This is a genomic window from Geodermatophilus sp. SYSU D00815, assembly GCF_054050035.1.
On the sequence record NZ_JBJGYO010000011.1, the window covers coordinates 80,006 to 106,835 of the forward strand.

Below are 26,830 nucleotides of genomic sequence, written 5' to 3' on the forward strand. Positions count from 1 at the left end.
GCCCGGCTGCGGCGCTCAGCGACGGACGAGGCGGACGTGCGTGGCGGCGTCGGTCGCGACGTGCTCGACGACGGTCAGGTCGGTGCCGACGCCGTCGCCGAGCAGCCGCTCGCCGGTCCCGAGCAGGACCGGGACGACGGCCACGTGCAGCTCGTCGACCAGGCCGGCCCGCAGGTACTCGCGGACCGTGCCGGGGCCGCCGCCGAGCCGGACGTCGCGCCCGCCGGCCGCGGCGAACGCCTGCTCCAGCGCCGACTCGATGCCGTCGGTCACGAAGGAGAAGGTCGTCCCGCCGGCCATCTCGATCGGCTCGCGCGCGTGGTGGGTGAGCACGAAGACGGGGTGGTGGTACGGGGGCTCCGGCCCCCACCAGCCCTTCCAGTCGCTGTCCCCCCAGGGGCCGCGGACCGGGCCGAACATGTTGCGGCCCATGATCGTCGCGCCGATGCCCTCGTCGCCGCGGCGCGCGATGTCGTCGTCCGGGCCGGTGGTGCCGCCCCCGGCGCCCTGCACCCGCTGGAACGTCTCGGTGCGGACGAACCAGGTGTGGAGCTGCTCGCCGCCCACGCCGAGCGGGTGGTCGAGCCCCTGGTCGGGCCCGGCGGCGTAGCCGTCGAGGGACACGGACAGGTTGTGCACGCGCAGCTTCGGCATCGGTGGCTCCCCGGGGGTGGTGGTCATCCCGGGAGACGGCGGGGGGACCTGGAACTCATCGGTGCCCGGCGCCGGCGAGCGGCGCGACCCGGTCAGCTCCCGCCGAGGCGGGTGCAGTCGTCGGCGTCGAGCGGCTCCGGGTCACCGGGCGCGAGCACCGCCTCGACCATCGCCAGCACCAGCGGGGTGCGCGGCAGGCCGCCGTGGCCCACCCGGGCGTCGGCGCAGACCGACTGCACCGTCAGGTTCAGCGCGCCGTCCAGCCGGGCGGAGTCGGGCGGCGTCACCGTCTCGTCCTGCGTGGTCCAGATGGAGACCCAGCTGGGGCCGGCGGGGGTCTCGTCGCCGGCGTTGAGCTGCGCGAGCAGGTCGCTGCCGGGGGCCAGCTGCCGGCAGCCCTCCGGGCACTGCTCGGGCGCCACCTGCCCGGCGAGGTCGGCCAGCGACGTGCCGTGGTGCGGGGAGCCGAGGGTGACCACCCGCCGCACGACGTCCGCCCCGTCGTCGGCCACCCACAGCCGGGCGACGACGCCGCCGGCCGAGTACCCGACGACGTCGACGCTGGCCGCCCCGGTGCGCTCGAGGGCCGCCGTCGCGGCGTCGGCCAGGGCGTCGGCCGAGGCGTTGAGGTCGCCGGTGCCGTTCCCGGGCAGCGCGACGACGGTGGCGTCGCGGCCCGCGGCGGTGAGCCGGGACGCCAGCTCCTGCAGCGAGCCCGTGGAGCCGCCGTACCCCGGCACCAGGAGCACCGGCCCCACCTCGTCCTGCGCCACCGGCTCCGCGGACCGGCCCGGCCCGCCGGGCACGAGCAGGACGACGGCGACGGCGACGAGACCCGCGGCGACCACGGCGAGCAGCCCGAGGACGACGCGTCGGCGGGCGGGGGAGAGGCCGGCGAGCACGCTCCCACTGTCCCCGCTCTCGCCCCGCTCGACACGGGCTGGTGGACTGCGGCCGTGCTGAGCCGCGAGGAGTACCTGGCCGCGTGGGCGCGGTGGCACGGCGGCACCGACCCCGCCGCCAGCGCGCTCGTGCGCGGCTGGCTGTCGGCCGCCTACGCGCTCGCCCGCCCGCTGGCGGGGCTGCCGCCCCTGCTGGCCACCGCGCTGGGGCTGCTGGTCGCCGCGGGCGCCGCCGGGCTCGCCGTGCCGGGCGGCGGCTGGCTGGTGCTCGCGGGCCTGCTCGTGGGGCTGTCCGGGCTGCTCGACAGCCTCGACGGCGCGCTGGCGATCGCCACCGGCCGCGCCTCGCGGCGCGGGTTCGTCCTCGACTCCGCCGTCGACCGGCTGACCGAGGCCGCCTACGCGGCCGCGCTCTGGGTCGCCGGTGCCCCCGGCTGGCTGGCCGCCGCCTTCGGGGCGCTGTGCTGGCTGCCCGACTACCTGCGCGCCCGCGCGGGCCAGGCCGGCGTGGCCGAGACCGGCGCGATCTCGGTGTTCGAGCGGCCGACGCGGGTGGCCCTCACCGGGTTCACGCTCGGCGGCGCGGGGGTGCTGGCCCTCGCCGGCGCCGGCGGCCTGGCCGACGACGTCACCACCGCCGGGGCGGTGGCCGGCGCGCTGCTCGGGGTGGTCGCGGTGGCGCAGCTCGGGGTGTCGCTGCGCCGGGCGCTGGGCGGCTGAGCCCCCTCGACGGGCGGGCGGACCGCGGCGCCACCTACCCTGAGGTGCTCGACCGCCGAGCGTTCCGTGCTGCCCGTTGCCTCGAGGAGGGCCTGCGTGCCCGTCGCCGTCACCGGTTCCATCGCCACCGACCACCTGATGACCTTCCCCGGCTCCTTCTCGGAGCAGTTCGTGGAGGGCCAGATGGAGAACGTGTCGCTGTCCTTCCTCGTCGACGACCTGGTGCAGCACCGCGGGGGCGCCGGGGCGAACATGGCCTACGGCCTGGGCCTGCTCGGCCTGGGCCCGGTGCTGGTCGGCGCCGTCGGCAACGACTTCGCCGACTACGAGGCCTGGCTCAACCGGCACGGCGTCGACACCGCCAGCGTGCACCGCTCCGAGCTCAAGCACACCGCCCGGTTCGTGTGCACCACCGACGTCAAGAACAACCAGATCGCGTCGTTCTACTCGGGCGCGATGTCGGAGGCCTCGCAGATCGAGCTGGCGCCGGTCGCCCGGCGGGTGGGGGCGCTCGACCTGGTGGTCGTCGGCCCCAACGACCCCACCGCGATGGTGCGCCACACCGAGGAGTGCCGGGAGCGCGGCTACCCGTTCGCCGCCGACCCCAGCCAGCAGCTGGCCTGGGCCGACGGGGCGATGATCCGCAGCCTGGTCGAGGGCGCCGACGTGCTGTTCACCAACGAGTACGAGCACGCGCTGCTGCTGCAGAAGACCGGCTGGACCGACGCCGAGGTGCTGGCGCGGGTCGGCACGTGGGTGACCACCCGCGCGTCGGAGGGGGTGCGGGTCGAGCAGGCCGGCGCCGAGCCGATCGAGGTCATCGCGGTGCCCGAGACCAAGCCGGTCGAGCCCACCGGCGGCGGGGACGCCCTGCGGGCCGGGTTCATCGCCGGGCGGGTGTGGGGGCTGTCGCTGGAGCGGGCCACCCAGCTCGGCTCCGCCGTCGCCACCGCGGCGGTCGAGGTCGTGGGCACGCAGGAGTACACGATCGACCGCGAGCACTTCCTGGCGCGCTTCACCGACGCCTTCGGCCGCGCCGCCGCCGACGAGGTGGCCGCCCACCTCCCCGCGTAGGGGTGCCCGGTACCGGGAGCCCCGCTCAGCCGCCGCGGAGGCGCTCGCCGATGCCCGGGTCCTCCGACCAGGCGCGGTAGGGGATCCGCGGGATCTCCAGCACCTCGCCCACCGTCGACCACTCGTTGCCGCCGAGGCGGGCCAGCGGGTCGAGGTGCTCGATCCGCGGCCGGCCGTCGCGCACGGCCGACTCCCAGGCGCTGATCAGCAGCACCCGCCCGAACACGACCCAGCAGTCGCCGAGCTTCACCGTGGAGTGCAGGGTGCACTCGATGCTCACCGGCGACCCGGCCACCCGCATCGCCGACACCCGCTCGCCGGGCTCCAGCCGGACGCCGGTGTGCTCGGCCTCGCTCTGGTCGGCCGGGAAGTCGGTCGCCGTCGCGTTGACCTGCTCGAACAGCCACCGCGGGGTCAGGTTGACCGTGAACTCGCCGGTCGCCTCGACGTTGTTCAGCGAGTCCTTCCGGCCCACCGAGGTGAACTGCACGATCGGCGGCCGCACGCACGCGACCGTGTAGAAGGAGTGCGGCGCCAGGTTGTGCACGCCGTCGGCCGAGCGGCTGCACACCCACGCGATCGGCCGCGGGACCACCACCGAGTTGAGCACCCGGTAGAACGCCCGCGACCCCATCTCGCCGGGGTCGAAGCGGGTGCGCGGCTGCGGGTCGGGCGGGGTCACCGGGCCATCGTCGTCGGCGGGGGCGGCGCCGGCACGGGCAGGGTCCGGCCGCGCCAGGTCAGCGTGCCCCGGCGGTGGCCCGCCACCGACCGCGCCACCAGGACGTCGAGCAGCAGCAGCGAGACCGGGTGGGCGAGGGCGTCGGGCCAGGGCCGCCCGCCGGTGCGCGCGGCGACGACCGCCCGGCCGGCCACGCCCGCGGCGTAGCCGGCCAGCCCCGCGCGGGAGCCGCCCAGCGCCGCGACCGCCGGCACCACGCCGACCGCGGTCAGCGCCGCCGCGGCGGCGACGCTCGCCGCCGGCGACCCGCCCACCGTGGCCCACAGGGACTTGGCGTAGCCGTCGCGCAGCTGCGGCCAGCCCTCGTACATGCGGCAGGCGGCCAGCCGCGATCCGTCGACCGGCACCCCGCGGCCACCGGCCCGCTTCACCGCCCGCAGCAGCGCGAGGTCCTCGAGCACCTCGCCGGCGACCGCCGCGTGCCCGCCGGCCGCGCGGTAGGCGCGCTCGCGCACCACCAGGAACTGCCCGTTGGCGGCGGCCAGCGACGGCCGCGGCGACCGCTCGGCCAGGCGCAGGGGCAGGGTGGTGGCCCACAGCCACGGCGACAGCGGCTGCACCAGCCGCTCGGCGGCGGTGCCGGCCAGCGGCCGCGGCCAGGGGGAGACCAGGTCGAGGCCGTGCGCGTCGAGCACCGCCACCGCGGCGGCCAGCGCGTCGGGCCACAGCCGCACGTCGGCGTCGAGGAACACCAGGACGCCGTCGTCGTCCCCGGCCTCGGCCGCCCCGACGGCGCAGGCGTGCGGCTTGCCCAGCCACCCGGGCGGCGGCTCGCCGGCCCGGACCAGCTGCACGCGCGGGTCGGCGACCGCGCGGACGACGTCGACGGTGCGGTCGGTCGAGCCGTCGTCGACCACCACCACCCGCAGGTCGGGCACCCCGCGCTGGTCGAGCAGGCCGGCCAGGCAGGCGGCGACCTGCCGCTCCTCGTCGCGCACCGGCAGCACGACGGTCACCGGCCGCCGGACCGGTGGCGGCGCGGCGGGCGGGCGGCGGAGCAGGGCGGTGTTGACGGCGGCGTGCAGCGCCCCGGCCACCGACGCCCCCGCCAGCAGCCGCACCAGCGGCCCGCTCACGCCCGCCTCCACCGCAGCCCGAGCGCGACGAGCACCGGGAGGGCGAGCGCCGCGCCCCACGCCGCCGAACCGGGCAGGCCGAGCCAGCCGGCGTGCGCGAGCGCCCCGCCGAGCGTCATCCAGCCCAGGGCCAGCAGGGGAGCGGCGTCCCCGAGCCGCGGCGGGGTCGCGGTGCGGCGCACCAGCCGGTCGAGCAGGGCCATGAGCACCACCCCCGCGAGCAACCAGCCGCCGAGGTTGGTCAGCGGCACGGTGTCGATGCCGGGCAGGCCCGGCGACGGGTGCTCCCAGGTCCAGTAGCCGGCCTGCACCATCTGCGGGTCGAGGACGACGTCCCACGCCGCGAAGACCGCCGCCGCCACGACCACCCGGGCCGCCGGCCGGCCGGCCAGGCGCGCGGCCAGCACCCAGCTGGGCCAGGCCATCATCAGCCAGGCCAGCGGCACGAGGAACGGCACGCCGAGCAGCCGCGGGCCGAGCACGTCGCCGTAGGTGTAGCTGCCGTACGGGAAGCCGGTGGCCAGGCCGACGGACTCGAAGACCAGCGACGTGACGACGACCAGCGCCGCCACCCCGAGCCCGGTGCGCCACCCCCGCGAGACGCCGGCGTGGCCCACCGACACCGCCGAGCCGAGCAGCACGATCGTCCAGCTCACCGCGTCGCGGGCGTCGCCCTCGGTGAGCGGGTAGGCGATCGCGGTGAGCACGAGCAGGACGGCGAGCACCAGCGGCACCCGCCGGGCGACCAGCCCGGGCGCGGTCGTCGTCGTCACCGGCGCCACCCCGCGAACCGGCGCCTCCTCCGGTCGGCCAGCACCAGCCGGGCGGCGGTGCGGCCGGAGTTGCCCGAGACGCCGCCGCCGGGGTGGGTCGACGCCCCGGCGAGGTAGAGGCCGCGCAGGCCCGGCACCCGGTAGCCGGCCAGCGCGGGCGTGGGCCGGAGGGAGAACATGCTGGCCAGGCCCATCTCCACGTGCATGACGTTGCCGCGCACCAGGCCCAGCTCCTGCTCCAGGCGCAGCGGCGTCTGCACGTAGCGGTCGAGCACCGAGGCGGCGAAGCCCGGGGCGAACCGGTCGACCGCGGCGATCAGCCGGTCGGCCTCGGCGTCGGCGAGCGCCGTCCAGTCGCCGCCGTCCCGCAGCTCGTACGGGTACCACTGGCCCCACAGCGTGACCACGTGCCGGCCGGGCGGGGCCAGCGTCGGGTCGCTCGCGGAGAACGACATGGCCAGCGGGACGGGCACGCGCGGCAGCCGGCCGGCCTGCCAGTCGCCGTGCGCGGCGGCGAGCTCGGCGCGGTCGGTGCACAGCAGCTGCAGCCCGGCCAGCGCCTCGGGGCCCGCGCCGGGGTAGGACGGCGGGGCGTCGGTGAGGCAGCGGACCACGAGGCCGAAGCCGTTGCCCAGCGGCGGGTCGGCGTCGGCCAGCGCCGGGGGAGCGGCGTCGCCGGCGAGCTCGCGGGTGGCCAGCACGTGGCAGGCGGCCACGACGGCGCCGGCCGCGATCCGCCGTCCGGACGCCGTCTCCACGCCGGTGACCCGGCCGTCGGCGGTGAGCAGCCGGGTGGCGGCGTCGCCGAGCGCGACCCGGCCGCCGTCGGCCTCCAGCCGGCGGCGCAACGCCTGCGTGAGCCCGCCGGAGCCGCCGACCGGGTGGCCGGGGGGCACGTCGTGCAGCAGCGCCACCCAGCCGACCATCGCCGCGGTCCCCGGCTCGCTCGTCGCCGGGCCGGACTGGGCGCCGAACCAGGCCAGCGCCGCCTTGAGCCGCTCGCTGGTGAACCACCGGTCGAGCAGCGCGTCGCCGGAGCCGAGGAAGTCGGCGGCGAGCTCGCCGCCGGGCGTGCGGGGCCGCCCGCCGCGGGGCGCGCCCAGCGGCCAGAACGCGCGCAGCAGGTGGCCCGCCGCCGGCCGCCCGCCGAACGCGGCGACGACGGCGCGGCTGCGCGGCCCCCACACCGCGACGAAGCGCCGGTAGGCCGCGGCGTCGGCCGGCCCGCAGGCCGCCGCGATCGAGGCGCAGGTGGCGTCGAGGTCGGTCGAGAAGACCAGCGGCGGGTCGCCGGGGGCGAAGCCCCACGGGTCGCAGTCGACGTACTCCAGCCCGTGGGCGGCCAGGTCGAGCTCCTCGACGATCCCGCTGTGCCGCACGATCACGTGCGCGCTCGAGCCCCGGTCGACCCGCACGCCGGGCCAGCGCTCCACGGTCGAGACCGCCCCGCCGAGGACGCCGTCGCGCTCCACCACCTCCACCGAGAGCCCGGCACGGGCCAGGTAGCAGGCGGCGACCAGGCCGTTGTGGCCCGAGCCGACGACGACGGCGTCGGCGGTGGAGGTCGGCGGCACGCCGGTCAGGTGCCGGCGGGGCGCAGCGGCAGGCGGGCGCCGAGGATGGCGAACGGCCGGGAGTCGCCGGGGAAGTGGTGGCCGCGGGCGAGGTCGACGAAGCCGTCGGCGTGGTACAGCCGGAAGGCCTTCGTGTCGGCGTCCGGGGTCGACAGCAGCGCCGCCGGGTAGGGCAGGTCGGCCAGCAGGGCGTGCAGCAGCTGCCGGCCCAGGCCGCGGCTCTGGTGATCGGGGTGCACGTGCAGCTCGCACACCTCGAAGGCGCCGGGCAGCCAGCGCTTCGCCGTCCGCCGGTCGAGGGCGGCGCGCACCTGGTCGTGCCACCACTGGCCGGGCGCGACCAGGTAGCCGTAGCCGAAGCCGACGAGCTCCTCGGCGGCGGCGTCCTCGCCCCCGCGGGTCTCGGCGAAGGCGCCCACCGCGCGGAAGCCCGGACGCTCGGTGTGCTGCATCGCGTAGCCGTAGCGGCCGGCGACGACCGAGGGGTCGTAGCCCATGGCCAGGCCGTAGATGGCCAGCGCCTCGTGCATGTGGTCGCGGATCCACCGCACGGGCAGCTCGGTGACCCGCGTCGCGGGCCTGGTGCCGGTCACGGTGCCTCCACCGCCTCCTCGACATGGGATCCGGTGACATGGGATCCGGTGCTCGGCTCGAGGCCGCCGCCGACCTCGGCCGCCGTGCCGGCGGTGAGCCGGAGCAGCTCGTCGTAGCTGGTGGGGAAGACGGCCATGGGGTGGCCGGCCGAGGCCCACACCTGCTCGTAGCGGGCCAGCTCCACGTCGACCAGCGTGCCGATCGGCTCGGGGTGGCCGATCGGGGCCACCCCGCCGATCGGCTGCCCGGTGTGCCGGCGGACGAAGTCGGGCGAGGCCCGCCGCACGCGCGGGACGCCGAGCAGGCCGGCCACCTGGACCTCGTCGACGCGGTGGCCGCCGCTGGTCAGGACCAGCAGCGGCGCGCCGTCGACGTCGAACACCAGGCTGCTGGCGATCGCGCCGACCGGCACCCCGAGCTGCGCGGCGGCCTCGGCGGCGGTGCGGGCGCTGCCCGGCAGCTCGCGCACCGGGCCGACGGCGCCGGCGGCGGCCAGGAGCTCCGCCATCTCGGCGACCCGTGGGTGCGCGGGGCGGGTCATGGGGGAATCCTGCCACCGGCGCGGGGGCCCGCGCCCGCCAATCCGCCGGGCGCGCGCCTTCTCTCCCGGCTCTTCCGGCTCCCTCCCGGCTCGTTCCGGGCCGGATCGGCGATCCGGTCGCTCCCGGAGCCCGTGGCGACCGGCTCGCCGGTGTGGACGCGGCGGGCTCCGGCCGTCCCGGAAACCGTCGGTGGTGGCTGGTGCAATCGGCTCGAGGTGGGCGGCGCGCCGGGAGCCGCCCGACTTGACGGGCCCGCACCCGTCCGGTGTACTTCTCGGTGTTCGAACAGGCGTTCGAACGACAGGTGGGTTCGGGCGCAGCCGACTCCCGCCGCTCCCGGGTCTTCCCCGCCCGGAGCGGCGGGCCGGCGGCGGAGGCGGAGCAGGGGAGTGTGCGATGAGCCGGGTGCTCGGCAGGGCTGCGGTCGGGGGACCGACCCAGCTCGGCGAGGAGGTCCAGGTCGAGCGCGGCCCGCTCGGCCCGGCGCAGTTCTGGCGCGGGCAGTCGCGCTACGTCGTGGGCGAGCTGCTCGACTCCTGGGTGGAGACCGCCCCGTGGTGGCGGCAGCACGCCGTGTCCTCCCCGGGGTCCTCCTCCGGCGCCTCGGCCGACCTGGTCGCCTCCCGCGAGGTGTGGCGGGTCGAGGCGGTGCGGGCCGGTCGGTCGCGCATGAGCTTCGCCGGGGTCTACGACCTGTCCTGGGACGCCGCCGGCAACCGCTGGTGGCTCGTGCGGGTGCACGACTGATGGGCGCCGCGCGAGCCATGTCGTTCGAGCCCGCCGACCAGCTGCCCCTGCCGCCGCCCCTGCCCCCGGCGGCGGCGGGGCTGCTCGACCAGGCGCGCCGCTCGCTGGCCGAGGCCGCGGCGTGCACTGACGACCCGCGCCGCCGGTACGCGACCGCGCACCTCGGCGCGCTGCGCGGCGCCGCCGCCGTGCTGGCCGCCCGCACCCGCCCGGAGGCCGGGCGCCGGCGGCCGCGCAGCGCCTGGGTGCTGCTCGGCCAGGTCGCGCCCGAGCTGGGGGAGTGGGCCACCTTCTTCGCCGCCGGGGCCGCCAAGCGCGCCGCGGCCGAGGCGGGCCTCTCCCGGGCGGTCACCGAGCGCGAGGCCGACGACCTCGTCCGCGACGTCGGCGCCTTCCTCACCGTGGTCGAGCACACCCTCGGCACCCTCGTCCCGGAGCCGGTGCGGCCGGCCGCCACCCGTCCCCGGGTGGTCGGCGGGTCCGGCCGCCGGCGGTGACGGCCGACCCCTTCGTCCACCTCCACGTCGCGTCGGGCTACTCGATGCGGTACGGCGCGAACCATCCCGCCGACCTCGTCGCCCGGGCCGCCGAGCACGGCATGACCGCGCTGGCGCTCACCGACCGCGACGGCCTCTACGGCGCGGTGAAGTTCGCGCTCGCCTGCCGGTCGGCCGGCGTGCGGCCGATCTTCGGGGTGGACCTCGCGATGGCGCCGGCCGTCGACTCCGCCGTCCCGCGGCCCCTGGCCCGGCCGCTGGGGGAGGCGTCGCAGCTGAGCCGGCCGCCGGCCACCCGCCGGGTGCCGGCCCGCGGCGGGGCCAGCGTCGACCCGCGGCTGCCGCGGGTCACCTTCCTCGCCCGCGACGGCGCGGGGTGGCGCTCGCTGTGCCGGCTGACCAGCGCCACCCACCTGCGCGGCACGCGGGGCGAGCCGGTCAGCTCCCTGGCGGTCGCCGCGGAGCACGCGACCGGGCTGGTCGCGCTGCTCGGGCCGGACTCGCCGGTCGGGCGGGCGCTGGCCACCGGCCGGGCCGACGAGGCCGTCGCCGCGCTGGCCGCCTGGCGCGCGGTGTTCGGTCCCGGGCGGCTGGCGGTCGAGCTGGTCCACCACCGCGGCCGCGGCGACCGGGCGCGGGCGGCGGCGATGCTGCGGTTCGCCGCCGAGCAGCAGGTGCCGGTGGTGCTCAGCAACGCCGTCCGCTACGTCGACCCCCTCGACGCGCCCACCGCCGACGTCCTCGACGCCTCCCGCCGGCTGGTGCCGCTGGACCTGCGGCACGTCGACCGGCGCACCGCCGAGGGCTACCTGAAGTCGGGCAAGGAGATGGCCGAGGTGGCCGAGGACCTCGTCGGCCCCGACCGCGACGCCGCGCTGCGGCTGCTCGAAGGCACCGCGCGGCTGGCCGAGCAGTGCACCGTCGACGTCCGGGACGACCTCGGCATCGGCACGGTGCGCTACCCCGAGCTCGACGTCGTCACCACCGCCGCCGAGCAGGGGATGGGCCCGTCGCAGGTGCTGCGCGCCCGCTGCGAGGCGGGCCTGGGCCGCCGGGGGATGGCGCTGACCGAGCGGGTGCGGGTGCGGCTGGAGGAGGAGCTGGGCGTCATCGACTCCCTCGGCTACCCGTCCTACTTCCTCACCGTCGCCGACGTGGTCGACCTCATCAAGAGCCTGAGGGTGCGCGCGGCGGCGCGCGGGTCGGGCGCCGGCAGCCTGGTCACCTACCTGCTCGGCATCTCCGACGTCGACCCGATCCGCTACGGCCTGCTGATGGAGCGCTTCCTCTCCCCGCTGCGCCACCAGCTGCCCGACATCGACATCGACGTGGAGTCGGCCCGCCGGATGGAGGTCTACGACGCGGTGATCGAGCGCTTCGGCGCCCACCGGGTCAGCTGCATCTCGATGATGGACACCTACCGGGTGCGGCACGCCATCCGCGACGTCGGCGCCGCGCTGGGCATGCCGGTCGCCGAGGTCGACGCGATCGCCAAGGCGTTCCCGCACATCCGGGCCAACCAGGTGCACGCCGCGCTGCGCGACCTGCCCGAGCTGCGGGCCAGCCGGATGGGCTCCAGGCGCGGCGGCGGCACCGGCGACCTGGACCTGCTGTTCGACCTGGTCGCCCGGCTCGACGGGCTGCCCCGGCACATCGCCCTGCACCCGTGCGGCGTGCTGCTCTCCGACGCCACGCTGCTCGACCGCACCCCGGTGGAGAACAGCTTCCTCGGCTACCCGATGAGCCAGTTCGACAAGGACGACGTCGAGGAGCTCGGGCTGCTCAAGCTCGACCTGCTCGGCATCCGCATGCAGTCGGCGATCGCGCACGCCCTCGACGAGATCGAGCGGGTCGACGGCGAGGTCGTCGACATCGACGCGATCCCGCGCGACGACCCGACGACGTTCGAGCTGATCCGCAGCACCCGGACGCTGGGCATGTTCCAGATCGAGTCGCCGGGGCAGCGGGAGCTGGTCGGCAAGTTCGGGCCGCGGACGTTCGAGGACATCGTCATCGACATCTCGCTGTTCCGGCCCGGGCCGGTGAAGAGCGACATGGTGACCCCGTTCCTCATGGCCCGCAACGGCTGGCGGGAGGCCGAGTACCCGCACCCCGACCTCGAGTTCTGCCTGGAGGAGACCGCCGGCGTGGTGGTCTTCCACGAGCAGGTGCTGCAGATCGTCTCCCGCATGACCGGCGTGACCCTGGCCGAGGCCGACGAGGTGCGCCGGGCGCTGGGGGAGAAGGACGCCCACCCGGAGGTGCGCGCCTGGTTCGTGCCACGGGTGCTGGACGCGGGCTACCCGGTCGAGGTCGCCGAGCGGGTGTGGGAGGTGCTGGCCGCCTTCGGCTCGTTCGGCTTCTGCAAGGCCCACGCCGCCGCGTTCGCCCTGCCCACCTACCAGTCGGCGTGGCTCAAGGCGCACCACCCGGCGGCGTTCCTCGCCGGGGTGCTCACCCACGACCCGGGCATGTACCCGAAGCGGCTGATCCTCGACGACGCCCGCAACTTCGGCATCCGCGTGCTGGGCCTCGACGTCAACGCCTCGGCGGGCAGCTACCGGGTGGAGCGGCTCGACCCTGACCCTGAGGTGGAGCTGGAGACCGGGGACGAGGGGTGGCGGCGCCCGGAGTGGATGCCGGAGGCGATGCGCGCGCCGTCCCGCTACGGCATCCGGCTCGCGCTGGCCGACGTCAAGGGGATCTCCGAGGACGAGGTCGGGCGGATCGTCGACGGCCAGCCCTACCGGTCGCTGGCCGACTTCTGGCAGCGGGCCTCGGTGTCCCGGCCGGTGGTCGAGCGGCTGGTGCTCGCCGGCGGGTTCGACTCCCTCTACGGCTTCGGGGTGCGCGACCGGGAGGCCGGCCGGCCCACCCGCCGCCGTCGGCAGGTGACCCGCCGCGACCTGCTGCTGCAGATCGGCGAGCTGGACCGCTGGACCCGCAGCGGCGCCCGGGCCGGCTCGCGCGGCCAGCTCAGCCTCGACCTGATGGGGCTCGACGTCCCCGACGACGAGGCCCTCCCCGACGACGAGGCCGTCCCCGACTGGGCCGACAGCAGCGGGCTGCCCGAGTTCACCGACGCCGAGCTGGTGCGGGCCGAGCTCGAGGTGCTCGGCCTCGACGCCAGCCGGCACGTCGTCGACTTCTACCGGCGCTTCCTCGCCGAGCTGGGCGCCGTCCCGGCGGGCGAGCTGCTCACCTGCCGCAGCGAGTCCGAGGTGCTGGTGGCCGGGGTGAAGGTGGCCACGCAGACGCCGCCGATCCGCTCCGGCCGCCGGGTGGTCTTCGTGACCCTCGACGACGGCACCGGCTGCACCGACTCCACCTTCTTCGAGGACGTGCAGGGTCCCTACGCCGCGACGGTCTTCCACTCGTGGCTGCTGGTGGTCCGCGGGGTGGTCCGCCGCACCGGGCCGCGCGGGGTCTCGCTGCGGGCCACCGGGGCGTGGGAGCTGCCGGCGCTGCACGAGGCCTGGGAGACCGGTGGGCTGACGGCGGTCGCCGAGCAGATGGTCGCTCCGGGCCAGTACACCGAGCAGGCCATCGCCGGGGCCGCGGCGTCCCACGGCTCGCGGCCGGTCGTGGTGCGCCCGGTGCTGGTGCACCCGACCGGCTTCCGCATGTCGCCCTACGCCGACATCAAGCCGGCGGGGGAGGACACCAAGGTCGCCGCCCGCCGGGCCGCGGCACCCCGCAAGCTCTGGCACTCCAGCCCGGGCAGCTCCGGCCACTGAGGCCGCGGTCCGCAGCCGGTGATCCGCGAGATCGGGGAAGCGGGGCCGTGGGGTGGCGTCGCGGACCCCCGGATCCCCGAGACCACGCGCCGTGCTCCGCCGATGAGTCCTCGGCCGCGCGACGGTCCCACCGGGCGAGAGCCTCCCGAGAGGGGGCGCATCCCGAGAGAGGACGGCGACCATGCCGAAGACCGTGATCTGCCTGTGGTTCGACACCGAGGCCGAGGAGGCGGCGCGCTTCTACACCTCCGTCTGGCCCGACGCCGAGATCCTCGGCACCGTGCGCTACGGCGCCGAGGCCCCCGAGCGCGAGGGCCAGGCCCTGACGGTGTCCTGGCGGCTCGGCGACACCGAGTACGTGGGCCTCAACGGTGGCCCGCAGGACTGGGCCTTCAGCGAGGCCATCTCCTTCCAGATCATGTGCGCCGACCAGGCCGAGGTCGACCACTACTGGGACCGGCTCACCGACGGCGGCCAGGAGGCCCCCTGCGGCTGGCTCAAGGACCGCTTCGGCGTCTCCTGGCAGGTCGTGCCGATCCGCCTGCTGGAGCTGCAGTCCGACCCCGACGCCGACCGCCGGCAGCGCGCCGTCCAGGCGATGTTCACGATGAAGAAGATCGACATCGCCGAGCTGGAGCGCGCCGCGGACGCCGTTCCGGCGTGACGCAGGACCCCGCCGCCCCCCACCGCTCGCGGGCTCGCGGTGGGGCCCCGCGGCGGGGCCACCACTAGGCTCGGGCGGGTGCCGCCCGCCCCCGCCTCAGCCGCCGCGGAGCAGCTCTCCGCCCGCACCGCGGCCGTCTGGGCCGCCCTCGACCCCGTCGTCCGCGGGGGCACGCCGCTGCGCGTGCTCGACGTCGGCGGCGGCAGCGGCATCTTCGCCGTCCCGCTGGCCCAGCTCGGCCACGAGGTCACCGTGGTCGACCCCAGCGCCGACGCCCTGGCCACGCTCGGCCGGCGCGCCGGCACCGCCGGGGTCGTCCCGCGCGTACGGGCCATGCAGGGCGACGGCGACCTGCTGCACGAGGTGCTGCCGGCGGCCGGCGGCGCGGGCCGCTTCGACCTCGCCCTCTGCCACTCGGTGCTCGAGGTCGTCGACGACCCCGCGGTCACCCTGCGGGAGATCGCCGGCGCGCTGCGCCCCGGCGGCCAGGTGAGCGTCGCGACGGTCAACCGCGCCGGCGCCGTGCTGGCCCGCGCCCTCTCCGGGCACCCCGTCGAGGCGCTCGCCCTGGTCGAGGACCGCGACCCCGCCCCCGGGCGGGCCCGGCCGGCCCGCCGCCGGTTCGACCCCGAGGAGCTGCTCGCCCTCGTCGAGGGCGCCGGGCTGCGCGCGACCGCCTGGCGCGGCGTCTCGGTCGTCGCCGACCTGCTCGACGCGACCTCCGGGGCCGACCCCGCGGCGGTCCGCGCGCTGGAGCTCGCCCTCGCCGGGCGGTCGCCCTACCGCGACGTCGCCACCGGCCTGCACGTGCTGGCCACGCTCGCGTGACCGGACCGCCTCGTCCAGGGTCCCGCCCCGAGCCCGCGCAGGACCCCCAACCCCGTCCAGGGGGCCTCCGGCTGCCGGCCGACCTGGTCCGGCCCCGCTACGGCGCGGCCTCCCTCGCCGACGTGCTGCCCGGCGCGGCGGCCGCGGTCGGGGTGCCGGTCGAGCGAGACGACCTGCCGGCCGATCCGCTCGGCCTCACCTCGGCGCTCGGTGGCGCCCGCCGCGTCGCCGTGCTGCTCGTCGACGGGCTGGGCGCCGACCTGGTGCGGGCGCACGCCGACCTCGCGCCCACGCTCGCCGCGCTCGCCACCCCGGTCGGCGACCTGCAGGCGCCCTGCCCGAGCACCACCCCGGTCAGCCTCGCCACCCTGGGCACCGGCCTGCCGCCGGGCAGCCACGGCGTCCTCGGCTTCGTCACCGACGTGCCGGGGGAGGACCGGCTGCTCAACCACACCCAGTGGACCGACGACCCCGACCCGCAGACCTGGCAGGCCCGGCGCACCGTCTTCGAGCAGGCCTGGGACGCCGGCCTGGCCGTCACCGCCGTCGGGCCCTACGCCTTCCGCGGGTCGGGGCTGTCCGAGGCCGCCTACCGCGGCGCGGACTACGCGGGCGTGGTCGGCCCCGGCGATCTCTGCGCGGTCACGCTGCAGGCGCTGCGCGCGGCCCCGCGGGCGCTGGTCTACGCCTACACCTCCGAGCTCGACCTCACCGGGCACGTGCGCGGCGTCGACTCCGCCAGCTGGCGGGCGCAGCTGACGATCGTCGACCGGATGGTCGAGCAGCTCGTCGCCGGCCTGCCCGACGACGCCGCGCTGCTGGTCACCGCCGACCACGGGATGCTCGACGTCCCCGCCGGCACCCGGGTGGACGTCGACGACGAGCCCGACCTGCTCGACGGCGTCCGCGTGCTGGCCGGCGAACCGCGGGCCCGGTACGTGCACGCCGTGCCCGGCGCGGAGGCCGACCTGCTCGACCGCTGGCGGGGCGTGCTGGGGGAGCGGGCGTGGGTGGCCGGCCGCGAGGAGGCGATCGCCACCGGGGTGTTCGGCCGGGTCGACGACCGCGTGGCCGCGCGGGTCGGCGACGTCGTCGCGCTGGCCCGCGGCAGCTGGGCGGTCACGGCGAGCCGCTTCGAGCCCGGTCCGAGCCGGCTGGCCGCCTACCACGGCTCGCTCACCGCGACCGAGCTGGCGATCCCGCTGCTGCTGGCCCGGGGCGCCGCGCTCTAGGTCAGCGACTCCAGCCGCCAGGTGCGCTGGTGCGCGGGGTGCCGGGCCGAGCAGGTCAGCAGCGCCGCCGCCTCCGACGGGCGGCTCTCGACCGTGGCCGCGAGCTCTCCCTCGGGGCCGGCCAGGGTCACCGTCCAGCGCTCGACCTCGGCCCCGGGCGCGGTGTGCTGCCGGACCCCGAGCGGCCGCAGGTCGTCGACCCCCAGCAGGCCGAGCCGCTCCCGGGCCAGGTGCTGCGCCGCCTGCGCGGGGATGGCGAACCCGGCCCGGCCGCGCAGCCACGGCAGGGCCACCCGCCCGGCGGTGTGCGCCGCCACCAGCTCGGCGCCGTCCCCGGGCACCTGCCCGTAGTAGAAGCCGTGCGGCAGGACGACGACGTTGGCGGCGAACCGGTCGCCGCCGAGGTGGCTGCACTCCCACACGTCGGCCGGCCCCGGCGCGGGAAGGCTGCGGGCCAGCGGCCGCCCGCGCAGGGCGCAGCAGGCGTCGTGGCCCCCGTGCGTGCAGACCAGGTACACCGGGCCCCCGGCCCGCTCGCCGACCGAGCCGTCCCACGGCGCCTCGAGCAGGTCGGCGTCGGCGGACCGGACCGACCACCACAGGCCCTCCCGGCCGGGCCGCGAGTCGACGTAGGCCCACCGCCGGCCGGAGTCGGTCAACCGGTCGCCGGGGCGGCGCACCAGCAGCAGCCGCACGTTCTCGGCGCGGCACCGGTGGGCCAGCAGCGGCGCCACCGTCCGGTCGAACCGGGACTGCGTCAGCGCGTCGCGGCCCCACGGACCCGGCTGCTCCACGAGCAGCCACCGCTGGGCCAGGGAGGCGGTGGCCAGCATCGCGTCGCCCCGCGCCAGCGCCTGCACCGAGCAGCGCGACGGGTCCAGCCGCCCCGCCGGTCGAGCCGCCCGCGGGGCGGCGGTCACGCCGTCCCGGTGGCGTCCGGCACGGTCGCGATCCCGTCCGTGACCAGGCGACGGGCCAGCGTCAGCTGGTCGGCGGGGTCCAGACCGGGCAGGTCGCCCACCTTGAGCTCGCCGACGGCCAGCAGCTCGGCGAGCGCGGAGCCGGTCTGCGCCGGCAGCTCGTGGCTGCGCCGGCCGGCCACGAGCGACACGCGCCCGTCGACGGCGGGGCGCAGCTGCGCGCGCAGCCGGCGCCGCAGCCGCAGCACGGTGTCGGCGGACAGGGCCGCGGCCGCCGCGGACTGGGCCAGCGGGGCCACCGGCTCGGGGCGGACCTGGGCCCAGGTGCGGGCGCGCAGCCGGTCGGCCACCTCGGCCGGGTCGACCCGGCCGAGCCACTCCCGCAGCCCCGCGATCACGGCGGTGACGTCGTCGGCCAGGGAGTCCGGGTCGGCGAGGTCGACGCCCAGGGGCAGCGAGCGGCGCAGCTCGGGGTCGTCGGCGGCGAGCGTGCGGACCAGGTCGAGCGCCGACTCCGCGGCGGCCCAGCGGGTCACGGAGTGCACGCCGATGGTCAGGTGGCCGCTGATCGCGCCGAGCGCCTCGGCCGAGTGGAGGTAGCCGCGCGGCAGGTAGAGGACGTCGCCGGGCCGCAGCACGGTGTCGACCACCGGCTCGCGCTGCGCGGCCGCGGCCACGGCGGCGGCGCGGTCCTGCCAGGGCTGGGTGCGCAGCGGGTCGGGGTGCACCGGCTCGTGGATGCGCCAGTGCTTCTCGCCGGCGAACTGCAGCACGAACACGTCGTGGACGTCGTAGTGGGGGCTGAACCCGCGCGAGGACGGCGGGGTGACGTAGGCGTTGACCTGCGTCGGGTGGCCGAGGTCGGCGGCCAGCTGGTCGGCGAACTCCATGATCGGCGGCCACAGCCGGTGCAGGCCCTGCAGGACGACGGTGCTGCCGTCGGCGAACAGCCGCAGCACGGCGTCGGAGGAGACCTGGTCGGCGACCTCGGCGCCCGCGCCCCCGGAGCCGGTGAACCGCTTGGCGTCGACGACGGCGCCGTCCTTGGCGATCCGCAGGAACGGCGTGCGCAGCCCGCGGCGGGTGAGCAGCTCGTCGACCGCGTCGAGGGTCAGCAGGTCGGCGAAGGACTCACCGGTGTCCTCGGCCCGGGCCAGCAGCGGCCGGCGGGCCCAGTGCTCCCGGGCGAACGTCCCGGGATCGGTGTGCGTGCACCGCCACAGGGCCGGACGGGACGACGGTCCCGTCCGGCCCCGGGTGGCGAGGTCCTCGCTCACGCGCCGCTGTCGGCCCCGCCGTCGGCCCCGCCGTCGGCCCCACCGTCGGCACCGCCGTCCGCGCCACCGTCGGCACCGCCGTCCGCGCCACCGTCGGCACCGCCATCAGCGCCACCGTCGGCACCGCCGTCCGCGCCACCGTCGGCACCGCCGTCCGCGCCACCGTCGGCACCGCCGTCGTGCACCCCGGGGGTGCCGGACGCACCGCCGTCGGCAGGGCCCTCCGTGCTGGTCATGTCGTCGTCGTCGAGCGCCATGGCTCCTCCGCTCCTGACTCGGGCGCCCTCGGGTGGGCCCCCTCCGGCGCCCTTCCTACCGCAGTCGATCACGCGCCACACCTGATCGGTCGCGCACCACCGAACCGATCCGCGCGCGCCGCCCGGGCGGCGGCGGGTTCGGCCGCTACGCTGCCCGGGTATCGAACAGGCGTTCGAGCAGGGAGGAGAGGTCGCCATGCCGTCGCCGGGCCGCGCCGAGGGGTGCACCGTCCTGCACGTCGACATGGACGCCTTCTTCGCCAGTGTCGAGGTGCGGCGGCACCCCGAGCTCGCCGGCACGCCGGTGATCGTCGGGGGCGCGGGCAACCGGGGCGTGGTCACCTCGGCCACCTACGAGGCGCGGCGCTACGGCGTGCACGCCGCCATGCCGACGGCCCGGGCCCTGCGGCTGTGCCCGACGGCCACGGTGCTGCCTGGCGACATGGCCCTCTACGCCGAGGTCTCCCGGGCGGTCATGGCGCTGTTCCGGTCGATCACACCGCTGGTGGAGCCGCTCTCGCTGGACGAGGCGTTCCTCGACGTGGCCGGGGCCGGCCGGCGGCTGGGCGACGCGGCCGAGATCGGCGAGTACCTCCGCGCCCGCGTCTACGACGAGCAGGGGATCACCTGCTCGGTCGGGGTGGCGCCGACCAAGTTCGTGGCCAAGCTGGCCTCCACCGCGGCCAAGCCCGACGGGCTGCTCGTCGTCCGCCCGGCCGAGGTCATGGACTTCCTGCACCCGCTGCCGGTGGGCGCGCTGTGGGGCGTGGGCCCCAAGACCGAGGAGCAGCTGCTCCGGCTGGGGCTGCGCACGGTGGGCGACCTCGCGCACGTGCCGGCCCGCACCCTGCAGCGGGCGGTCGGCGCGGCGGCCGGGTCGCACCTGCACGATCTGGCGTGGGGTCGCGACCCCCGCCGGGTGGTGCCCGACGAGCCGGAGCGCTCCACCGGGGCGGAGGAGACCTTCGCCACCGACGTGGACGACCCCGCGGTCATCCACCGCGAGCTGCTGCGCCTGGCCGAGCGCACCGCCGGCCGGCTGCGCGCGCACGGGGCGCTGGCCCGCACGGTCAGCATCAAGGTCCGCTTCGCCGACTTCGCGACGATCACCCGCAGCCGCACCCTCGCCGTCCCGACCGACGTCGGCCAGGAGCTCTACGACACCGCCCGCGCCCTGTTCGACGCCCTCGGCCTGGACCGCGCGCGCATCCGCCTGGTCGGCGTCCGGGCCGAGCGGCTGGTCGACGCCGACGCCGCCCCGCGGCAGCTCGAGCTGGGCGCCCGCGAGCACGGCCGGCGCGAGGCCGAGCTGGCCGCCGACCGGGCCGCCCGCCGGTTCGGGGCCGGCGCGGTCCGCCCGGCCACGCTCATCCCCGGGAGCGGCGCAGCCGCTGACCGGTGGGCCCGCGGCGAGGGGGAGGGCGGCCTGGCCGCGAGCCGGGCGATCCCGCGCCCCGACCGGCCGCGACGGCGGGCCGGGGCCGGCGACCAGGGGCCTTCGGCCTCGCCGGCGGGAGCCGGTGGGCACCCGGGGGAGTGATCTGCGGACGAACCCGGCGGGTCGCCGCGGACTCGCCTTTCGCAGCCTGCGATCGGCTCGTATCCTCGATGGCACGCCGGCCGGACGTGCCGGCGGTCTTGGCTTGGGCCCACTGGAGGTCGACGTGCCGCTCTCCGAGCACGAACAGAGACTGCTGGAGCAGATCGAGCGCGCCCTCGTCGACGACGATCCGAAGTTCGCCTCCTCGGTCCGCAGCGGCGACCACCGCCTCAAGGCGCGCCGCAAGCTGCAGCTGGGTGCGCTGATGGTGCTGCTCGGCCTGGCCGGCCTGGTCGGTGGCGCCGTCGCCGGCTCGGTCTGGCTGGGGGTCGTCGGCTTCCTCGTGATGTTCGGCGGTGCCGCGCTCGGCGTCCTCAACTACAAGTCCGCCTCCGGCGGCGCCGACGCCGGCGCGCCCGGAGCCGCCGCTCCCCGCGGCACCACCGGCCGCAAGGGCCGCCCGCGCAAGCAGCCGCTGAAGAACCGCCTCGAGGAGCGCTTCCGCCGCCGCTACGACCAGTAGCCCCCCTCCTCCGAACGGCCGCCGTCCTCCCGGGACGGCGGCCGTTCGCGTTCGGCGGGCGGTGCGCTCGACCGCCGCCGTTCGCGTCCGGCGGGCGGTGCTCGACCGCCGCCGTCCTCCCCCACCGCGACGGCTCCTCCCACGCGTCCCGGCACGAGGGAGGACCCGTCATGACCAGGCCGGCTGATCCCGGCCGCGGCGACCGCGCTCAGGCGGGGCGGGGGCGGCGGCGCAGCAGCGCGGCCAGCCGGCGCCCGAGCACCCCGGCGCCGCGCCGGCCGGCGCCGGACACCAGCGAGGCCGGCCACACCGCGGCCCGCAGCCGCCCGCGCCGCGGCGTCGCCCGCACCAGCCCCCGGCGGGCGGTCCGCAGCGCGTCGGCCAGCCCCGGATCGCCGGGCGTGCCCGGCCGCGCGTAGCTCGCCGCCTCCTCGGCCAGCGCCAGGCGGCGCAGCGCGTCGACGGCGGCCGTCGCCGCGCCGTCGCCGGGACGGCGCACGGCCGGCTGCGCGGCCGCGCCGGGCGCCGAGCCGGTCACCACCCCGGCCAGGTGGCGGGCGCTCTGCCGCGGCGTGCGGGCCGGGTGCAGGGCCATCCCGAGGTCGCGCGCGGTGGCGGCCAGCTCGTCCCACAGCGCCGCGGGGCTGCCGTCGGCCAGCCGGCGCCGCCGCTGCAGCCCCCGCAGCGCGGCCGGGGTGGCGAGCAGCGCCACGACCAGCAGCGCGCCGCCGCCGCCGAGCAGGACCGGCCGCACCCACCCGGCCGTCTGCTCCTGGGGCAGGTCCAGCGGGACGAACTGGTCGTCCCGGTCGATCTCCACGGTGGGGCGGGAGGTGGCCGACGCCGAGGGCAGGGGGGTGTCGGCGGCCGGCCCGTCCTCCTGCGGCGTGTCGGCGCGCGGCGCCCACGGCAGCTCGACGCGGCGCTCGGTGGCGATCGGCGTCGGGTCGAACGGCACCCAGCCGAGGTCGGCGAAGTAGACCTCGACCCAGGCGTGCGCGTCGTCGCTGGTGATCAGCCGCGTCCCGTCGGGCTGCACCTCACCGGGGGTGTAGCCCAGCGCGACGCGGGCCGGCACCCCGGCCGCGCGGACCATGACCGCCATCGCCCCCGCGTACTGCTCGCAGTAGCCGCGCCGCAGCCGCAGGAAGTCGGCGAGGTCGTCGCCGGTGGTGCCCGGCGCGGTCGACAGGCTGTAGACGAAGCCGTTGGCCCGGTCGGTGAGGTGGTCGAGGACCGCCCGCACCCGCTCGTACGGCGTGCGGGCGTCGGCGGTCAGCTGCTGGACCAGGTCGACCACGGTGGGGTCCAGCGGCGGCAGCTCGGTGTAGCGCGCCTGCACCGCCGTGGTGGCCGACAGCGCCGGAGACTCCTCGAGCGCCTCCACCGACGGCCGGGGCTGGCTCGCGACCACCTCGTAGGACAGGCCGGCGGTGGTGACGTCGCGGCCGAAGACGGTGCCGGTGGCGGGGTCGAAGCGCCAGCTGCCGTCGTCGCCGCCGGCGACGTCGACCTCCTGCGGGGAGGTGAGCACCGGCAGGAAGCGGTCGGCGTGCCCGACCGAGTCGATCGTCGCCGTGATCGGGCGGCCCTGCTCGCGGTCGGGCAGGGGCGCGAGCCGGTCGTCGTCGACGATGGACTCCTCGCCGTCGAGGTTGGACAGCGTCCAGCCGGCCTCGCCGTCGTAGACGTCCAGGGAGACCGCGCGCAGGTAGCCGGGGTCGTCGACCGACGCGTCGACGCGCAGCAGGTCGATGGCCTCGGGCAGGGTGAGCTGGCCCTGCAGGGCGGCCACGGGGTCGAGGGCGCGGCCGGTGCTGCTGCCGTCGCCCTGGCCGCCGCCCAGCCCGGTGGTGAACGACCCCTCGGCCAGGGTGGGGACGACGCCGCCCAGCACCAGCCCCGCCACCAGGGCGAGCACGCCGGTGCGGACGGCCAGCAGGGTGCCGGTGCCCAGCGGGGCGCGGCGGCCCGGCTGCGCCCGCCGGGACAACCGCCGGTTCTGGTCGGCCCACAGCAGCAGCGCCAGGCCCGCGGCAGGGGCGGCGACGGCGGTGAACCCGATGCCGCCGGTGATGGTGGCGACCGGCACGCAGTAGAGGACGAGCAGGCCGAGGCCGGCCAGGGCCGGCTGCCGGCCGGCGACGGCGACCAGGTCGACGGCGATCGCGACCAGGCCGACCAGGACGACGGTCAGCGCCAGCAGGCCGCGCAGCGGCAGCGCCGGCGTGGCCTGCTCGCGCAGCTCGGCCGAGCCGTCGGCCAGCACCCCGGCGAGGTCCCCCAGCGCGGTGGGCGTGGGCACGACACCCAGCAGCGCCGCGTCCGGGGCGTACAGCGCGACGAGCAGGCAGCCGACCAGCGCCACCTGGCCGAGGGGCACGAGCGGCACCGCCAGCGCGCCGAGCCGCGGCGGGACCGGGCGGCCGCGGGCGACGCGCGCCCACAGCGCCGGGCCGGCGCTGCGCAGCAGCAGCCCGCCGGCCAGCACGACGACGGTGGTGGCGAGGACGGGCCCGAACCAGCCGGCCGTGGCGAAGACCGGGGTCAGCGCGAAGGCGCCGAGCAGCGTGGCCAGCGCCGCGGCCACCGCCGAGGTGGTGTCCTGCCGGGTCACGCCGGTACCCCCAGCCGGCCGGCGGCCGGGCCGGCGACGGTGGCCGGACCGGTCAGCTCGGCCCAGACCTGCTCGACGGCGACGTCGGCGCGGGCGATCGCGACCCGCCAGCCGGCGGCGCGCAGCAGGGCGGCCGCGTCGTCCCGCTGCCGGTCGAGCTCGGCGCGGGCGGTGGCCGCCGGGGCGCGCCGGCCGCGCATCAGCCCCGCGTCGGCCCAGCTGCCGATGTCGGCCAGGACGGCGAGGTCGGTGACCGGGCCCGAGCGGGCGCGCACCAGGTCGGCCACGTCGTCGGCCCCCACCGCGCCGAGCAGGCACACCACCGGGCCGTCGCCCGCGGCGCGGGCCAGCTCCTCCACGCCGGCGGTCAGGCCCGAGACCTTCGACGGGCGCAGCGAGGCCAGCCCGTCGAGGAGCTCGCCGGGTGCCAGCCCGCCCCGCCCGCCGGTGGTGGAGAGCTCCCCGGACTCGGTGACCAGCCGCAGCGTCGCGCCGCGGCGGCCGAGGGTGACCCCGATGCTGGCCGCGGCCTCGATCAGCCACTCCAGGCTGTCGGGGGGCGGGCAGTCGTCGCCGGCCGGCCCGGCGATCTCCGCGGCCCCCCGCGCGGCGGCGTCGCGGTTGGCCACCAGGTGGGCGCGCGAGCGGGTGTCGAGCAGCAGCGTCGCCTGCGCCCGCCACGGCCGCTCCTCGAGCCGGACCATCAGCTCCCCGGTGCGGGCGGTGGTCCGCCAGTGCACCTTGCGCAGGTCGTCGCCGTGCCGGTACTCCCGCACGCTGACGTCGTCCTCGCCGTGGACGGCGATCGAGCGGCGGTCGCCCTCGCCGCCGCCGCCGTGCCCGCCCGACGGGCCGCCCGGGCCTAGGGCGCGCACCCGCGGCACGACCACCAGCGGGACGGTGTCGGCGCCGGTGGCGGTGCGCAGGACGAGGCCGAACGGGTCGACCAGCCGCAGCCGCAGCGGGCCGAGGGTGTGCCGGCCGCGCCGGGTGCCGCGGACCCGGTAGGCCAGCGCCGCCGTCTCGCCGCCGGCCAGCCGCTCCACCACGAAGCCCGGGGAGGGGCCCAGCTCGGCCGGCAGCTGCTCGGAGAGCAGCCACAGCCCGGCGGTGCGGGTGTCGGCGTTGGTGATCTCCAGCCGCACGTCCGCGTCCTGCCCGCGCGGCACCCGGGAGGGGGTCACGGTGCGCCGCGAGGCGAGCCGGAACCGCTCTCGCGCGACGGCGGCCGCCGACAGCAGGGGCAGCGCCAGCACGAACACGGCCAGCTGCACCAGCGCCCGCTCGCCGAGCACCGCGCCGAGCGCCAACAGCGTGCCGCCGGCCGCGACCAGGCACCGGCCGCGCAGCGTCAGGGAGGACAGCGCCGTCCCGACCCGGCCCCGCACGGCGGTCAGCGCCCGCGGGGGACCGGCACCGTGGCCAGCAGGTCGGCGACCACCTGCTCGGGGCTGCGGCGCGCCAGGGTGGCGTCGGCGGTGAGCAGCAGCCGGTGCGCCAGCACCGGCACGGCCATCGCCTGGACGTCGTCGGGCAGCACGTGGTCGCGGCCGGCCAGCGCCGCCGCGGCCCGCGCGGCGCGCAGCAGCTGCAGCCCGGCGCGCGGGGAGGCGCCCAGGCGCAGGTCGGGCGAGCGCCGGGAGGCGTCGACCAGCGCGACGACGTAGCGGCGGACCGCCTCGGCGACGTGCAGCCCGCCCACGGCGGCGATGAGCGCCCGGACGGTGGCGGCGTCGGCGACCGGGGGCAGGGAGGCCAGCGGGTCGGCGGTGGCCCGCTCGTCGAGCATGGCCAGCTCCGCCTCGCGGTCGGGGTAGCCCATGGAGACCCGCGCGGTGAAGCGGTCGCGCTGGGCCTCGGGGAGGGGGTAGGTGCCCTCCATCTCGACCGGGTTCTGCGTGGCCATCACCAGGAACGGGCGGGCCAGCTCGTAGCTGACGCCGTCGACGGTGACCTGGCGCTCCTCCATGCACTCCAGCAGCGCGGACTGGGTCTTGGGCGAGGCCCGGTTGATCTCGTCGGCGACGACGAGGTTGGCGAAGATCGCGCCGGGCTTGAACTCGAACTCCCGCGTCTCCTGGTCGTAGACGCTGACGCCGGTCACGTCGCTGGGCAGCAGGTCCGGGGTGAACTGGATGCGGCGGACGCTGGCGTCGATCGACGCGGCCAGGGCCTTGGCAAGGGTGGTCTTGCCCACGCCCGGCACGTCCTCGATGAGCAGGTGCCCCTCCGCGAGCAGGACCACCAGCGCGAGACGGACGACGTCCGGCTTGCCCTCGATGACCCGGCTGATGTTGGCCGCGATCCTCGCGCCCTCCGCGGCGACGTCGACCGACGACCCGGCCGTTCCGTCGGCGGTCCGTGTCGCCTCCGTCACGCGCACCAAGGTACGTGCCCCGGCGCGTCCTCAGGGCGGTCGCGCGCCCCACCGCGCCCCACCTGGCCGCGGACCGCGCTGACCTGCGCCGTTCGGAGGGGACGGGAAGGTCACGACACGGCGACGAGTGGTGTCCAGTGGGGGCCAGTGGGTTACTGTGTCGCCCGGTGGGGAGCAGTTCCCGGACCAGGGGGAGCTGCGCAACCGGGGGAGGACCAGTGACGGGGGTGATCCGGTGTTCGTCGGCAGCTATCCGCTGCGCCTCGACGAGAAAGGCCGGCTCGCCCTTCCCGTCCGCTTCCGCGAGCAGGTGGCCGACGGCATGGTGATCAAGAAGGGCCAGGAGCGCTGCATCTACGGCCTCACCATGGCCCGCGTCGCCGAGCAGAGCGCCGCCCTGGCCGCCATGGCCCCGGCCGACACCGCCGCCGCCCGCATGCGCGCCCGCATGAGCTTCGGCTCGATGGTCGAGGTGGAGCCGGACAAGACCGGCCGCATCACGATCCCGGCCAACCTGCGCGAGTACGCCCACCTCGACCGCGACGTGGTCGTGGTGGGCGTCGACACCCGCTTCGAGATCTGGGACTCGGCCACCTGGGAGGCCTACGTGGCCGAGCAGGAAGCCGCCTTCGCCGACATGGAGAGCGAGGGGATGCCGACGCTGTCGTGACCCCCGAGACCTCGTCCGCCACCACCCGGACCTCCGCGCGCCCGTTCGAGCCGTCTTCCCCGCGGCTCGAGCAGGACCGGCCCGAACCGCCTTCCCCGCGGCTCGGTCCACCCGCGAGGAGCAGCCGGGGACCGGCGGGCCGCCCCGTCCCCGCGGGGCCCCACCTGACGCACTTCCCCGGCGCCAGGCGGGCCCCGCGGGGGACGGGATCCCCCCTCCGTCCCGGGACGCCACCCCACTCGGCTCCACTTCCCCCACCGCGCCCCACCGGGCCGCCCGCTCCGCCCCGCCGC

General features: G+C 77.6%; 25 protein-coding genes. 11 read left to right on the forward strand and 14 right to left on the reverse strand.

Annotated features, from left to right (window positions below; genetic code table 11):
• Window positions 1-15: 15 nt before the first annotated feature.
• Both ACI78S_RS14355 and ACI78S_RS14360 read right to left on the reverse strand, forming a co-directional pair.
• On the reverse strand, window positions 16-654 hold the full coding sequence (locus ACI78S_RS14355; protein WP_456974390.1) for a dihydrofolate reductase family protein: 639 nt from the start codon (window positions 652-654) through the stop codon (window positions 16-18).
• 92 nt (window positions 655-746) lie between these two features.
• Window positions 747-1,556, reverse strand: coding sequence for a lipase family alpha/beta hydrolase (locus ACI78S_RS14360; protein WP_456974392.1), 810 nt, complete (start codon window positions 1,554-1,556; stop codon window positions 747-749).
• A 54-nt stretch (window positions 1,557-1,610) separates the two neighbouring features.
• Between ACI78S_RS14360 and ACI78S_RS14365 the strand changes: the two genes are divergently transcribed.
• Both ACI78S_RS14365 and ACI78S_RS14370 read left to right on the forward strand, forming a co-directional pair.
• Complete coding sequence (locus ACI78S_RS14365) at window positions 1,611-2,276, forward strand: CDP-alcohol phosphatidyltransferase family protein (RefSeq protein WP_456974394.1); 666 nt, start codon at window positions 1,611-1,613, stop codon at window positions 2,274-2,276.
• A 96-nt stretch (window positions 2,277-2,372) separates the two neighbouring features.
• The gene (locus ACI78S_RS14370) at window positions 2,373-3,350 is read left to right on the forward strand and encodes a carbohydrate kinase family protein (RefSeq protein ID WP_456974396.1); all 978 of its coding nucleotides are present in this window, start codon (window positions 2,373-2,375) and stop codon (window positions 3,348-3,350) included.
• A gap of 25 nt (window positions 3,351-3,375) precedes the next feature.
• Here ACI78S_RS14370 and ACI78S_RS14375 read toward each other — a convergent pair whose 3' ends face one another.
• The 6 genes from ACI78S_RS14375 to ACI78S_RS14400 are packed head-to-tail and all read right to left on the reverse strand — an operon-like array spanning window position 3,376 to window position 8,650.
• A complete protein-coding gene (locus tag ACI78S_RS14375; protein ID WP_456974398.1) occupies window positions 3,376-4,032 on the reverse strand; it encodes a flavin reductase family protein in 657 nt (218 codons plus the stop codon).
• The gene (locus tag ACI78S_RS14380) at window positions 4,029-5,168 is read right to left on the reverse strand and encodes a glycosyltransferase family 2 protein (RefSeq protein WP_456974400.1); all 1,140 of its coding nucleotides are present in this window, start codon (window positions 5,166-5,168) and stop codon (window positions 4,029-4,031) included. Before ACI78S_RS14380 ends, ACI78S_RS14375 begins: the two co-directional genes overlap by 4 nt.
• Window positions 5,165-5,941, reverse strand: coding sequence for a carotenoid biosynthesis protein (locus ACI78S_RS14385; protein WP_456974402.1), 777 nt, complete (start codon window positions 5,939-5,941; stop codon window positions 5,165-5,167). The genes ACI78S_RS14380 and ACI78S_RS14385 overlap by 4 nt, the downstream gene beginning before the upstream one ends.
• Window positions 5,938-7,515, reverse strand: a complete 1,578-nt coding sequence (locus ACI78S_RS14390) for a phytoene desaturase family protein (RefSeq protein ID WP_456974404.1) — start codon at window positions 7,513-7,515, stop codon at window positions 5,938-5,940. The genes ACI78S_RS14385 and ACI78S_RS14390 overlap by 4 nt, the downstream gene beginning before the upstream one ends.
• A 5-nt stretch (window positions 7,516-7,520) precedes the next feature.
• A complete protein-coding gene (locus tag ACI78S_RS14395; RefSeq protein WP_456974406.1) occupies window positions 7,521-8,108 on the reverse strand; it encodes a GNAT family N-acetyltransferase in 588 nt (195 codons plus the stop codon).
• Entirely contained in the window at window positions 8,105-8,650 is a 546-nt protein-coding gene (locus ACI78S_RS14400) for a YbaK/EbsC family protein (protein WP_456974408.1), read from the reverse strand. The genes ACI78S_RS14395 and ACI78S_RS14400 overlap by 4 nt, the downstream gene beginning before the upstream one ends.
• Window positions 8,651-9,047: 397 nt before the next feature.
• Between ACI78S_RS14400 and ACI78S_RS14405 the strand changes: the two genes are divergently transcribed.
• From ACI78S_RS14405 to ACI78S_RS14430, 6 genes are all read left to right on the forward strand, one after another.
• Window positions 9,048-9,398 carry a DUF6504 family protein gene (locus tag ACI78S_RS14405; RefSeq protein WP_456974410.1) on the forward strand — a complete coding sequence of 117 codons (351 nt, stop codon included), beginning with the start codon at window positions 9,048-9,050 and terminating at the stop codon, window positions 9,396-9,398.
• Window positions 9,398-9,895, forward strand: a complete 498-nt coding sequence (locus ACI78S_RS14410) for an SAV_6107 family HEPN domain-containing protein (protein ID WP_456974412.1) — start codon at window positions 9,398-9,400, stop codon at window positions 9,893-9,895. Before ACI78S_RS14405 ends, ACI78S_RS14410 begins: the two co-directional genes overlap by 1 nt.
• Window positions 9,892-13,632 carry a DNA polymerase III subunit alpha gene (locus ACI78S_RS14415; RefSeq protein ID WP_456974414.1) on the forward strand — a complete coding sequence of 1,247 codons (3,741 nt, stop codon included), beginning with the start codon at window positions 9,892-9,894 and terminating at the stop codon, window positions 13,630-13,632. The genes ACI78S_RS14410 and ACI78S_RS14415 overlap by 4 nt, the downstream gene beginning before the upstream one ends.
• A 181-nt stretch (window positions 13,633-13,813) precedes the next feature.
• On the forward strand, window positions 13,814-14,296 hold the full coding sequence (locus ACI78S_RS14420) for a VOC family protein (RefSeq protein ID WP_456974416.1): 483 nt from the start codon (window positions 13,814-13,816) through the stop codon (window positions 14,294-14,296).
• 78 nt (window positions 14,297-14,374) lie between these two features.
• The gene (locus ACI78S_RS14425) at window positions 14,375-15,124 is read left to right on the forward strand and encodes a class I SAM-dependent methyltransferase (protein ID WP_456974418.1); all 750 of its coding nucleotides are present in this window, start codon (window positions 14,375-14,377) and stop codon (window positions 15,122-15,124) included.
• Entirely contained in the window at window positions 15,121-16,356 is a 1,236-nt protein-coding gene (locus ACI78S_RS14430; RefSeq protein ID WP_456974420.1) for an alkaline phosphatase family protein, read from the forward strand. The genes ACI78S_RS14425 and ACI78S_RS14430 overlap by 4 nt, the downstream gene beginning before the upstream one ends.
• Here ACI78S_RS14430 and ACI78S_RS14435 read toward each other — a convergent pair.
• From ACI78S_RS14435 to ACI78S_RS14445, 3 genes are read right to left on the reverse strand one after another with little or no spacing between them, the layout of a single operon-like run.
• Complete coding sequence (locus tag ACI78S_RS14435) at window positions 16,353-17,276, reverse strand: sucrase ferredoxin (RefSeq protein ID WP_456974422.1); 924 nt, start codon at window positions 17,274-17,276, stop codon at window positions 16,353-16,355. The two genes, ACI78S_RS14430 and ACI78S_RS14435, sit on opposite strands and share 4 nt — an antisense overlap.
• Window positions 17,273-18,553 (reverse strand): cupin domain-containing protein, encoded by a 1,281-nt coding sequence (locus ACI78S_RS14440; RefSeq protein ID WP_456974424.1) that lies wholly within the window; start codon window positions 18,551-18,553, stop codon window positions 17,273-17,275. Before ACI78S_RS14440 ends, ACI78S_RS14435 begins: the two co-directional genes overlap by 4 nt.
• Window positions 18,550-18,810: a BatC protein gene (locus ACI78S_RS14445; RefSeq protein WP_456974426.1), complete on the reverse strand. Its 261-nt coding sequence runs from the start codon at window positions 18,808-18,810 to the stop codon at window positions 18,550-18,552. The genes ACI78S_RS14440 and ACI78S_RS14445 overlap by 4 nt, the downstream gene beginning before the upstream one ends.
• Before the next feature lie 196 nt (window positions 18,811-19,006).
• On the opposite strand from ACI78S_RS14445, the gene dinB reads away from it, so the two are divergent.
• Window positions 19,007-20,350, forward strand: a complete 1,344-nt coding sequence (gene dinB, locus ACI78S_RS14450; protein ID WP_456974428.1) for a DNA polymerase IV — start codon at window positions 19,007-19,009, stop codon at window positions 20,348-20,350.
• Between the two features lie 124 nt (window positions 20,351-20,474).
• Window positions 20,475-20,873, forward strand: coding sequence for a DUF3040 domain-containing protein (locus ACI78S_RS14455; RefSeq protein ID WP_456974430.1), 399 nt, complete (start codon window positions 20,475-20,477; stop codon window positions 20,871-20,873).
• 208 nt (window positions 20,874-21,081) lie between these two features.
• Here the strand turns inward: ACI78S_RS14455 and ACI78S_RS14460 are convergent, their stop codons facing one another.
• From ACI78S_RS14460 to ACI78S_RS14470, 3 genes are read right to left on the reverse strand one after another with little or no spacing between them, the layout of a single operon-like run.
• Entirely contained in the window at window positions 21,082-23,490 is a 2,409-nt protein-coding gene (locus ACI78S_RS14460; RefSeq protein WP_456974432.1) for a transglutaminaseTgpA domain-containing protein, read from the reverse strand.
• Complete coding sequence (locus ACI78S_RS14465) at window positions 23,487-24,878, reverse strand: DUF58 domain-containing protein (protein ID WP_456974434.1); 1,392 nt, start codon at window positions 24,876-24,878, stop codon at window positions 23,487-23,489. Before ACI78S_RS14465 ends, ACI78S_RS14460 begins: the two co-directional genes overlap by 4 nt.
• 5 nt (window positions 24,879-24,883) lie before the next feature.
• The gene (locus ACI78S_RS14470) at window positions 24,884-25,867 is read right to left on the reverse strand and encodes an AAA family ATPase (protein ID WP_456974436.1); all 984 of its coding nucleotides are present in this window, start codon (window positions 25,865-25,867) and stop codon (window positions 24,884-24,886) included.
• Between the two features lie 235 nt (window positions 25,868-26,102).
• Between ACI78S_RS14470 and mraZ the strand changes: the two genes are divergently transcribed.
• The gene (gene mraZ / locus ACI78S_RS14475) at window positions 26,103-26,537 is read left to right on the forward strand and encodes a division/cell wall cluster transcriptional repressor MraZ (protein WP_456974438.1); all 435 of its coding nucleotides are present in this window, start codon (window positions 26,103-26,105) and stop codon (window positions 26,535-26,537) included.
• The last annotated feature ends 293 nt before the right edge of the window (window positions 26,538-26,830 follow it).